The sequence below is a fragment of the Cupriavidus sp. SHE genome (assembly GCF_000812445.1).
In the GTDB taxonomy this organism is placed as follows: domain Bacteria; phylum Pseudomonadota; class Gammaproteobacteria; order Burkholderiales; family Burkholderiaceae; genus Cupriavidus; species Cupriavidus metallidurans.
In genome coordinates, this window is sequence record NZ_JWMB01000093.1 from 1 (window position 1) to 8,941 (window position 8,941).

Sequence of the window (8,941 nt, forward strand, 5' to 3'; positions counted from 1 at the left end):
CTACGCCATGAGGCGTAAGCCGTTGATTCCACTGCCTAAACTTCTTGCAAATATGGTCGGAGCGATAGGATTCGAACCTACGACCCTCTGATCCCAAATCAGATGCGCTACCAGGCTGCGCTACGCTCCGAAGCCGGCGATTCTATCGCGGTGTTGGTCGTCAGGTCAATTGTGCCGTGAAAGATATTCTAGTCGGCGCGTCGTCGGTTGCCCGATGTGCCGGTTGATTCTCTGGCCGCGCACCCTGCTTCAGGCGGGTTCGGTTTTGGCTTGACTTGGTGCGGCGCGCTGACATAATCCGCACACCGTAACGGTCCGACCTGGCGCTTCGCGCCCGGCATTGCAGTATTCACACGGACCTGGTCCCGACTATCACAACTATGGCGAGACAGCCCCGCGAGCGATGCGATTGGGCTGGGGCACGCCTGAGCCATGCCCGGCCCGGCACGCTGTGCCACGGCGCCCGGGCAGCCGGACCTGCGGAAAACAAAATATGACGGCTTGTCGCGGGCCGGAATCAGAAGGTGCGCCATTGCCGTGCGGAGCATGACGACACCTTTGGAACGGGAATTGAGATGTTTCAGTCGCAGGTGGTAGTGCTGATCGCAGGCTTGATAGCGCTGCAGATGGCGATCGTCTGTGCCGTGCTGCGGCGCTCTGCGGGTATGGAGCGTAGCGGGCTCACTTCGTGGGCGCTCGGCGATCTGTTGGTGACCCTGGCCGTGGTCCTTCAGGCCGCGCACGCATACCGGCCAGAATGGCCGCTGGCGGTGCTCCCTGAGTTCGCCCTGACCGCGGGACTGTCGATGATGGTCTACGGCACACGGCATTTCGCGGGCAAGCGTGGTCGTGGCGTGGTGCTTGGTGTGCTGAACCTCCCCGGGCTGGCCGCGCTGACGATTTATGCGGCCGGCGGGCTTGCCGAAATGGGCCTGGGGCATGTGCCGACCGGCACACTCGCCTGGCTCGGGCTCGCCACGGCGTCGATCCAGACCCTGCTGCTACTGGAAATTGCCCGGATCACGGTTGCCCTGGTGCCGCTCAAGCGCGGCACGGGTCGGCTGGCAGCACTCTCGTTATCTGTCCTGTCCCTTGGTTGTGCGGTACTGGCTGGCGCGGAGGCCTGGCCGATGTTCGCCGCGCTCATGGACGGCCACGAGCAGCCGATGGTTGATCGTCACGAAAGCATGACTGTCTGGTTCGTGTTCGGCGTGATGGGGCTGGCCGTCAGCTTCGCGCTGATGGCCCATGACCGTTTGCGCCAGATCATCGAACGTCGCGCGCGGCACGACGACCTAACCGATGTGCTATCTCGTGGCGCATTCTGGGAAGAACTCGAACTTGCCTGCAAGCAGGCGGAGCGCTCGCGCAAGCCACTTACCGTGGCGTTCATGGACCTTGACCACTTCAAGGCCATCAACGATCTCTATGGACACCTGGCTGGAGACAGCGTGCTGCGCCATTTCGCGGGACTGCTGCGCAAGGTGGCGGCGCCGGACTCGGTGATCGGCCGTCTCGGCGGCGAGGAGTTCGCGATCGTGATGCCTGCCACCGGACTGGAGACGGGCCGCGCCATCAGCGTCCGACTCAGCGCGCTGGTGCGGGCGACACCATGCCCGTCAGAGCCAGACCCGATCGCCTACACGGTCAGCATCGGGATGGCGGAATGGCAGTTGGGCGAAAACGCCGACGCGGTCATGCGTCGTTCGGATCGCGCACTCTATGACGCCAAGCAGATGGGCCGGAACTGCGTTTCCTCGCACGATGCGGAGGAGTTCACCGGAATGCCGCGTCGCCCACGCGTGCGCGAACGCGAACCTTCGTAAAGCAGACGATGTGTCCTGTGCGCGGCATTCGTGCTGCGGTAGAATGCACGCCTTGCCGCAATGGCAAGGCCGCGCCGCCCTTAGCTCAGTTGGATAGAGCACTCGCCTTCTAAGCGAGCGGTCAGAGGTTCGAATCCTCTAGGGCGGGCCACGATATTTCGCGGGTTGAAGAAAGCCGGAGGAGGCTGCAGAGGTCCTCGGCATAGCAAAGGCCTTCATAGACCGCATCGATTGTCAGAAAGTGGCCGGGTTCGCGCCAGCGAATGTTTCCGCCGCGCAGACTGTCACACCGCTTCCGTCTGGTTCAATCCCCAATGCCTTGGGTCGGTGGCTCGAGCGTTTCGAGCCGGACACCGGTCTGCACCTCGTCAGCCAGCCTGGACAATGCCCACGGCTCGATATGGGGTGCCGTGGCGTTGCGACCAATCGTTTTGAGCGAGGCCGAGGTCGCGCTGCGCTTCAAGCGCCCTAGGGCCGACCCCAGCATGTTCGCCGACTCCGCCAACTCATCCTGATTCAATCTCGCCTCCGCTCGGCGCAGCTCTACTGCTGCGCCAAACGCCTCTTCGAGTGTCATGGTCTGTTTCGTGCTGAGAAACAGACACTTTTTTGTCTATCGGATGCTGCGTCCGTACAAGCTGTGGCCGGCTTCCGTACACGCTCATCCGCTAGAATGAGTCGCTTTGCTGGTTACGGCGCAGAATGCGCCGCTCACTTCATTCGCTCATGCTCGCTGCGCAGCTCAAATCCTTTTTCATGGTTGCCCGCATGGGCTCCATCACGCTGGCCGCGAAGCAACTTGGACTGTCCCAGCCCACGGTGACGTTGCAGATTCGCGCCCTGGAGGAGGCTTACGGCGTGGAACTCTTTCACCGTGGCGGGCGGCGGCTGATGTTGTCGGATGCCGGCGTGCGACTGATGCCGCTTGTGGATCAACTCGTCAGCCAGGAAACGGAAATCGAGTTCTTTCTGCGCAACTCTGGCGAGATGGCCACGGGGCATCTGCGCATCGGAGCCACCGGGCCGTTCTACATTCTCGACGCGGTTGACCGGTTCTGCCGTAGCCATCCAGGAATCGATGTGAGTATCGAGGCCGGCAACTCCGCGCAGATGCTCGACGCGCTGCAAGAGTACAGGGTGGACGTAGCGTCATCGTCCCACCGGGTGGACGACGCGCGCTTTTTGCGCCTCGAACTGGCACGCGATCCGCTGGTGCTGGTGCTGCATCGCGAGCACGCACTGGCACACAAGACAAGCGTGCCTGTCACGGCGCTGAAGCAGTGTCGTTTGCTGGTACGGGAAATCGGGTCGACCACCCGCGCCTATACCGAAGCAATGCTGGAGAAGGCCGGTGTGACGCCTGCTTCCACGATGGCAATCGGGAGTCGGGAATCGATCCGTGAAGCCATCATGCGTAACATGGGCGTGAGCGTGATTGCCCGGCAGGAGGTGCCCAGCCACCCCGACCTTCGGGTGCTGGCCTTCGATGACGGCTCGCCGGAACTGAGCGAATACTTGTATTGCCTGCATGACCGCCGCGGGGCGCCGCTGATTGCAGCGTTCCTAAAGCATCTCCACCCGGCGGTTTAGGGGCGATCCGCGCTCATCCAAAATCTGGAAATGGGGGCATTGGCGGATTTGGGCTAACTGCCACAAGGGGTAAATGTCGGCTGCCTACAGTGGTATCTGTTCTTGCTACTGCCCCCGCCGATGTCCCAGCCAGCTTCCGACCCGATTCAGGGCCACACCAGGCCGTTCCTTTCCGTGCGGAATGTCACCCGCCGTTTTGGTGCGTTCACCGCACTGGACGGCGTATCGCTGGACGTGGCGCAGGGCGAATTCGTCTGCCTGTTGGGGCCTTCCGGTTGCGGCAAGACGACCCTGCTGCGCATCATTGCCGGGCTTGAAGCGCAGGATGCCGGCCAGATCGTGGCCGGTGACCGAGACATTTCCAGCCTGCCTCCGCGCGAGCGCGACTACGGCATCGTCTTCCAGTCGTACGCGCTGTTTCCCAACCTGACGGTTGCCCAGAACGTGGCCTACGGCCTCGGTACCGCCGATGGCAGCCATGCACGCATCCAGGCGCGCGTGGCAGAAATGCTCGCACTGGTGGGCTTGTCGGGCAGCGAAACCAAGTATCCGTCGCAACTCTCCGGCGGCCAGCAGCAGCGCGTGGCGCTGGCCCGCGCCCTGGCGCCGGCGCCGTCGCTGCTGTTGCTGGACGAGCCGATGTCGGCGCTGGACGCGCAGGTGCGCGAACACCTGCGTATCGAACTGCGCCGCCTGCAGCGCAAGCTGAACGTGACAACGCTGATGGTCACGCATGACCAGGATGAAGCCATGGCGATGGCGGATCGCATCGCCGTCATGTCCAACGGCCATATCGAACAGACCGGCTCGCCGGACGAGATCTACACACGCCCAGCCACCGGTTTCGTCGCCGGCTTCGTCGGCCAGGCCAACTGGCTGCCGCTGGGACGGGCTGCCGACGGCACGCCAACGCTGGCCGGCCAGCCGTTGCGGCTCGATCCCAACTTTATTGACGCCGCGACAGGCTCCGGCCGGCTGTTTTGCCGCCCCGAAGCCGTGACGCTGCATCCGCACAGTGATGCACCCAATCGCCATCTCGCGCGCGTGGTTGACCAGATCTACCTGGGTAGCCGCACGCGCGTGATCCTGGCCATCGACGGGCTGGCCGATGCGCCACTGGTGGCGGAAGTTGCATCGGCCGCGCTGCGCGGTGCGCTTGGTGACAGCAAGCTGTGGATCGCGCTTGAGCGCGAGGGTCTGCGAATCTATGCGTGAGGTAGGGATGTCGACGCTTCCGCCCAAGGCCACCGAGTTGATGGCAGCTCCCCAGGTACAGGCGGCGCGCAAGCCGTTCTGGCGCACCGAAGTGCCGCTGCTGACCGGCATGAAGCTGGTGTGGCTGCTACTCCTGACGATCGGCATGCTGCTGCCGGTGGCCATGATGCTGCTGCAGGCCGCGGGCCTGGTTGCCAGCGTGCACAGTTCCGAGCAGCACGGCATGGCGCTGATCGCCCAAGTGGTGCAGGGGCCCAATTTCCTCGGCATGGTAGGCCGCACCCTGGCCGTGTCGGTCACGGTTGCCGCGATCGTCGTGCCATTGGCCTTCGCCTTTGCTTACGCGGTGCAGCGCACACGCATGCCGCTGCGCGGCACGATGCGTACGCTCGCCATGCTGCCGCTGTTCGCGCCGTCGCTGCTGCCGGGGATTGCGCTGGTCTACCTGTTCGGCAACCAGGGGCTGTTCAAGGCGTGGATGAGCGGCGCCAGCATCTACGGTTTCTGGGGCATCGTGCTGGGCGAAGCGTTCTACACGTTTCCGTATGCGCTGATGCTGCTGCTGGCCACGCTCACGCTGGCCGACGGACGCCTGTACGACGCCGCGCGGGCCATGGGGGCAGGGCATTGGCGCACCTTCCTCACGGTCACGCTGCCGGGCGCACGCTACGGGGTGTTCGGTGCCATTGCGCTGGTCTTCACGCTGGTTGCTACTGATTTTGGCGTGCCGACCGTCGTGGGTGGCAGCTACCAGACGCTGGCCGTGGAGGCCTACAAGGCCGTGGTGGGCCAGCAGCAGTTTGCGCGTGGCGCCGTGATCGGCCTGATGCTGCTGTTGCCAGCGCTGCTGACCTTTGCTGTGGAGCGCCTGGTACAGCGTCGCCAGCACGCCGCGCTGGCCAGCCGCGCTCAGCCGTATCAGCCGCAGCCGGATCGGGTGCGCGATAGCCTCTACTTGCTGCTGACCGTGCTGGTGACAGGCTGGATCCTGCTGATGCTGGCGACGGCCGTGGGTGCCTCGCTGGTCAAGCTGTGGCCGTACAACCTCGATCTGTCGCTGCGCAACTACGATTTCGACAACATGGATGGCGGCGGATGGCTGGCCTATCGCAATAGCCTGAAGCTGGCCGCGCTGACCACCGTGTTCGGGACGGCACTGACCTTCACCGGCGCGTGGTTGGTCGAAAAGACGCGCGCCACGCCGGCAACGGCCTGGCTGCACCCGGCCATCCGTTTCGCCGTGCTGCTGCCGATGGCGGTGCCGGGGCTGGTGCTGGGCCTGGGCTACGTGTTCTTCTTCAATCATCCGGCCAATCCGCTGAACGCCCTGTACGGCAGCATGACGCTGATGGTGCTCTGCACGATCATGCACTGCGCCACGGCCGCGCACCTGACCTCCGTCGCCTCGCTGGGGCAGCTCGATCCGGTGTTTGAGGCGGTATCGGCCTCGCTCAAGGTGTCGGCGCTGCGCACCTACTGGCGCGTGACGCTGCCGATGTGCCTGCCAGCCGTGCTGTCCTGCGCGCGTTTCCTGTTCGTCTCGGCCATGACCACGGTATCGGCCGTGATCTTCCTGTACAGCCCGGACACCGTACTGGCCTCCGTGGCCGTGCTGAACATGGACGACGCCGGCGATATCGGTGCCGCCGCAGCCATGTCCACGCTGATCCTGATTACTTCCATCGTCGTGTCGCTGCTGCTGGAACTTGCCATGCGCGGCGTCCTGCGCCGCACGCAGGCCTGGCGCACGGCTTCCCGTTGAATTCGTAGCAAGAAAGGAACTTGAATATGGCTAGCACCTGCATCCCGCCGCTGCACCTGGAAGGCGCCGTGCTCGACTGGGCCGGCACCGTGGTCGATTTCGGCTCGTTCGCCCCCACGCAGATTTTCGTCGAGGCATTCGCGGAATTCGGCGTGGCCATCACGCTGGAAGAGGCGCGCGGCCCGATGGGCCTGGGCAAGTGGGACCACATTCGCACGCTGTGCAACGACGGTGCGATTGCCGCGCGCTTCTCGCTCGCACACGGCCGCATGCCGACCGATGACGACGTCACCGCTATCTACAACCGCTTCATGCCCCTGCAGATCGAGAAGGTCGGGGCGCATTCGGCGCTAATTCCAGGCGCGCTGGAGGCCATCGCTGCCCTGCGCGAAGCTGGCCTGAAAATCGGCTCGTGCTCGGGCTACCCGCGCGTGGTGATGGATCGTGTCGTGGCGCTGGCCGCCGAAGCGGGCTACCAGCCCGACTGCGTGGTCGCCTGCGACGACGTGCCGCGTGCCCGTCCGTGGCCGGCCCAGGCGCTGCGTAACGTGGTGGAACTCGGCATCGGCGACGTGGCCGCCTGCGTGAAGGTGGACGACACGTCGCCCGGTATCGAGGAAGGCCGCCGCGCCGGCATGTGGACGGTCGCGCTGCTGATGTCCGGCAATACGCTGGGCTTGCCGTACGAGCAGTACGCGGCGCTGTCGGATGACGAGCGCGCGCGCCATCGCGTTGCCATTTCGGCTGGCTTTGCTGCTTGCCGCCCGCACTACGAGATCGACACGATTGCCGATCTGCCCGCTGTCGTTGCCGATATCAATCGCCGGATGGCCAGCGGCGACCGGCCGCAATGCACCTGACCCAGTCAGTCCGCCCGTTGTCACTGTCCTTGCATCACTAGTTGATCCCCACACCCTACCAAGCTGAGGAAACCATGACCGCACGTCTTTCCCTGGTGGCCGCCGCCGCCGCGATGGCATTCGCCTCGTCGGCGTACGCCGCGACCACGCTGACCGTCTACACGGCGCTGGAAGCCGATCAGGTGGCCGCGTACAAGGCCGCCTTCGAGAAGGCCAACCCGGATATCGACATCAAGTGGGTGCGCGATTCCACCGGTGTTGTTACTGCCAAGCTGCTGGCCGAGAAGAACAATCCGCGCGCCGACGTGATCTGGGGCCTGGCCGCATCGAGCCTGGCGATCCTGGACAAGGAAGGCATGCTGACGCCGTACGCGCCGGCCGACCTGTCGAAGATTGACGCCCGGTACCGCAGCAGCGCCAACCCGCCGGCCTGGGTGGGCATGGACGTGTGGGGCGCCACCATCTGCTTCAACACGGTCGAGGCGCAGAAACAGAACCTTCCCAAACCGACGTCCTGGGCCGACCTGACCAAGCCGGTCTATGCGGGCAAGATCGTCATGCCGAACCCGGCATCGTCGGGCACGGGGTATCTGGATGTCAGCGCCTGGCTGCAGATGATGGGCGAGCAGAAGGGCTGGGCCTATATGGATGCCCTGCACCAAAACATCGGCCAGTACACGCATTCGGGTTCTAAGCCGTGCAAGATGGCTGCGTCGGGCGAGTTCCCGATTGGCATCTCGTTCGAATATCGCGCCGTGAAATCGAAGAAGGAAGGCGCTCCGATCGATATCGTGCTGCCTTCCGAAGGCCTGGGCTGGGATGTCGAAGCCACCGCCATCATGAAGGGCACGAAGAACCTGGAGGCGGCGAAGAAGCTGGCTGACTTCTCGGCGAGCCCGGCAGCCATGGCGCTGTACGAGAGGAATTTCGCGGTGGTCGCATCCCCCGGTTTCTCCAAGCCGGATGCACTGCTGCCGGCCGATTACGAGAAGCGCCTGATCAAGAATGACTTCGCGTGGGCCAGCGCCAACCGCGACCGCATTCTCGGTGAGTGGACCAAGCGATACGATGGCAAGTCGGAGAAGAAGTAAGTGATGCAAGCGCCTGCAATTCAAGGGGGCCTGGATGCCAGCACCGACGTCGCAATCGTCGGCGCAGGCATCCTGGGCTTGTCGCATGCGGCGGCCGCGATCAAACGGGGCCTGCGCGTGACGGTGTTCGAGCGCAGCGAAATCGCGGTCGGCGCCTCGATTCGCAACTTTGGGCAGATGCTGGTGACCGGCCAGCCGCCCGGCATCATGCTCGACTTGGCACGCGAGAGCCGTGCGCTGTATCTCGGCTGGGCCGGGCAGGCCGGCCTGTCAGTGCGGGCCAACGGCGCGCTGCTGTTCTCGCGCAGCGGTGCGGAAGACGCCGTGCTGGAGGAGTTCATGGATACGCGCGCGCCGGCGTTTGGCTACAACGTCAGGCTGTTGCGCGGCGCGGAACTGGCCGGCTTGTACGATGGCCGCTTCTCCCAGCATCGATCGGCGCTGCAGGGCTTGGACGATTTGCAGCTCTATTCGCGCGAAGCAGTGCCTGCGCTGGCTGCCTGAGCTTGCCCCCGCAAAACGAATCCCTTGCTGAGGTTAAACTGAAGCAAGGAGAGATGTGATGACAAGCAAGACAAAGCGGGCGCAGTACACGCT

The 8,941-nt window shown here is 64.3% G+C and carries 7 protein-coding genes, 2 tRNA genes and 1 pseudogene; 8 read left to right on the top strand and 2 right to left on the bottom strand.

Going from position 1 to position 8,941, the window contains the following annotated elements:
* Nucleotides 1–53: 53 nt before the first annotated feature.
* A tRNA-Pro gene (locus RN01_RS31220) sits at nucleotides 54–130 on the bottom strand.
* 445 nt (nucleotides 131–575) lie between these two features.
* Here RN01_RS31220 and RN01_RS31225 point away from each other — a divergent pair.
* Together RN01_RS31225 and RN01_RS31230 are read left to right on the top strand one after the other, a co-directional pair.
* A complete protein-coding gene (locus RN01_RS31225; protein ID WP_017511200.1) occupies nucleotides 576–1,826 on the top strand; it encodes a GGDEF domain-containing protein in 1,251 nt (416 codons plus the stop codon).
* Between the two features lie 74 nt (nucleotides 1,827–1,900).
* Nucleotides 1,901–1,977, top strand: a tRNA-Arg gene (locus RN01_RS31230).
* Nucleotides 1,978–2,130: 153 nt separating this feature from the next.
* Here RN01_RS31230 and RN01_RS31235 read toward each other — a convergent pair.
* Nucleotides 2,131–2,403 carry a hypothetical protein gene (locus RN01_RS31235; protein WP_017511201.1) on the bottom strand — a complete coding sequence of 91 codons (273 nt, stop codon included), beginning with the start codon at nucleotides 2,401–2,403 and terminating at the stop codon, nucleotides 2,131–2,133.
* A gap of 149 nt (nucleotides 2,404–2,552) precedes the next feature.
* Here RN01_RS31235 and RN01_RS31240 point away from each other — a divergent pair, with 149 nt between their 5' ends.
* The 6 genes and pseudogenes from RN01_RS31240 to RN01_RS31265 form a co-directional block, all read left to right on the top strand.
* Nucleotides 2,553–3,416 (top strand): LysR substrate-binding domain-containing protein, encoded by an 864-nt coding sequence (locus RN01_RS31240; protein WP_017511202.1) that lies wholly within the window; start codon nucleotides 2,553–2,555, stop codon nucleotides 3,414–3,416.
* A 120-nt stretch (nucleotides 3,417–3,536) separates the two neighbouring features.
* On the top strand, nucleotides 3,537–4,631 hold the full coding sequence (locus tag RN01_RS31245) for a putative 2-aminoethylphosphonate ABC transporter ATP-binding protein (protein WP_017511203.1): 1,095 nt from the start codon (nucleotides 3,537–3,539) through the stop codon (nucleotides 4,629–4,631).
* Nucleotides 4,632–4,638: 7 nt separating this feature from the next.
* Nucleotides 4,639–6,393: a putative 2-aminoethylphosphonate ABC transporter permease subunit gene (locus tag RN01_RS31250; protein WP_017511204.1), complete on the top strand. Its 1,755-nt coding sequence runs from the start codon at nucleotides 4,639–4,641 to the stop codon at nucleotides 6,391–6,393.
* Nucleotides 6,394–6,419: 26 nt separating this feature from the next.
* Nucleotides 6,420–7,253: a phosphonoacetaldehyde hydrolase gene (gene phnX / locus RN01_RS31255; RefSeq protein WP_017511205.1), complete on the top strand. Its 834-nt coding sequence runs from the start codon at nucleotides 6,420–6,422 to the stop codon at nucleotides 7,251–7,253.
* 74 nt (nucleotides 7,254–7,327) lie between these two features.
* Nucleotides 7,328–8,344, top strand: a complete 1,017-nt coding sequence (locus RN01_RS31260) for a putative 2-aminoethylphosphonate ABC transporter substrate-binding protein (protein WP_024569834.1) — start codon at nucleotides 7,328–7,330, stop codon at nucleotides 8,342–8,344.
* A gap of 3 nt (nucleotides 8,345–8,347) precedes the next feature.
* A pseudogene (locus RN01_RS31265) lies at nucleotides 8,348–8,845 on the top strand (FAD-dependent oxidoreductase); the annotation flags it as partial.
* Between the last annotated feature and the right edge of the window lie 96 nt (nucleotides 8,846–8,941).

What these genes read in the sequence shown, in the direction of transcription:
- RN01_RS31250 (WP_017511204.1), top strand. Translation starts at nt 4,639, where the DNA reads ATGTCGACGCTTCCGCCCAAGGCCACCGAGTTGATGGCAGCTCCCCAG.
- phnX (WP_017511205.1), top strand. Translation starts at nt 6,420, where the DNA reads ATGGCTAGCACCTGCATCCCGCCGCTGCACCTGGAAGGCGCCGTGCTC.
- RN01_RS31225 (WP_017511200.1), top strand. Translation starts at nt 576, where the DNA reads ATGTTTCAGTCGCAGGTGGTAGTGCTGATCGCAGGCTTGATAGCGCTG.
- RN01_RS31260 (WP_024569834.1), top strand. Translation starts at nt 7,328, where the DNA reads ATGACCGCACGTCTTTCCCTGGTGGCCGCCGCCGCCGCGATGGCATTC.
- RN01_RS31235 (WP_017511201.1), bottom strand. Translation starts at nt 2,403, where the DNA reads ATGACACTCGAAGAGGCGTTTGGCGCAGCAGTAGAGCTGCGCCGAGCG.
- RN01_RS31245 (WP_017511203.1), top strand. Translation starts at nt 3,537, where the DNA reads ATGTCCCAGCCAGCTTCCGACCCGATTCAGGGCCACACCAGGCCGTTC.
- RN01_RS31240 (WP_017511202.1), top strand. Translation starts at nt 2,553, where the DNA reads ATGCTCGCTGCGCAGCTCAAATCCTTTTTCATGGTTGCCCGCATGGGC.